Below are 557 nucleotides of genomic sequence, written 5' to 3' on the forward strand. Positions count from 1 at the left end.
GGCGTCACGACCGGCATCATCACCGCGTGGCAGAGCCGCGCACGACGCGCCCGGAGGGTCGCGTGACCGACCAGCAGAACGAATCCCCCCGCCCGAGCCTCGGCAGTCGACTCCGGAGGTTCGCGTGGGTTGGCACCGGGGTCGTCGGCCTCGCCGTTGGCCTCGTGCTCGGGCACTCCGACCCGACGACGTCCGAGCAGTACCAGTCGCTCAAGAAGGACCACGACGAGGTCGTCGCGACCGTCGACGACTACAAGACAGCCGTGGCCAAGGCCGAAAAGGACCGCGACGACGCGATCGATCAGATGAAGCGCGACATCGCGACGCGCGAGGCGGACCTCACCGTCCGCGAGGCCGCGGCGAAGCTCGCCGAGGACGCCGTCGCTGCACGCGAGGCCGCGGTGACAACCACCGAGCAGCAGATCGCCGACGCACAGATCCACGACGGGACCTGGACGGTCGGGGTCGACATCGCCCCCGGCACCTACCGGACGATCGAGCCCGTCTCGGGCACGTGCTACTGGGCCATCTACAAGAGCGGCACGAACAAGGACGAC

Annotated in this window: 1 pseudogene; it reads left to right on the forward strand. The window is 69.5% G+C overall.

What is annotated here, in order from left to right:
- Nucleotides 1-26: 26 nt before the first annotated feature.
- Nucleotides 27-557: pseudogene (locus G3I71_RS46125) on the forward strand (hypothetical protein); the annotation flags it as partial.

It is taken from the genome of Streptomyces sp. SID12501 (assembly GCF_010550245.1).
In the GTDB taxonomy this organism is placed as follows: Bacteria; Actinomycetota; Actinomycetes; order Streptomycetales; family Streptomycetaceae; genus Streptomyces.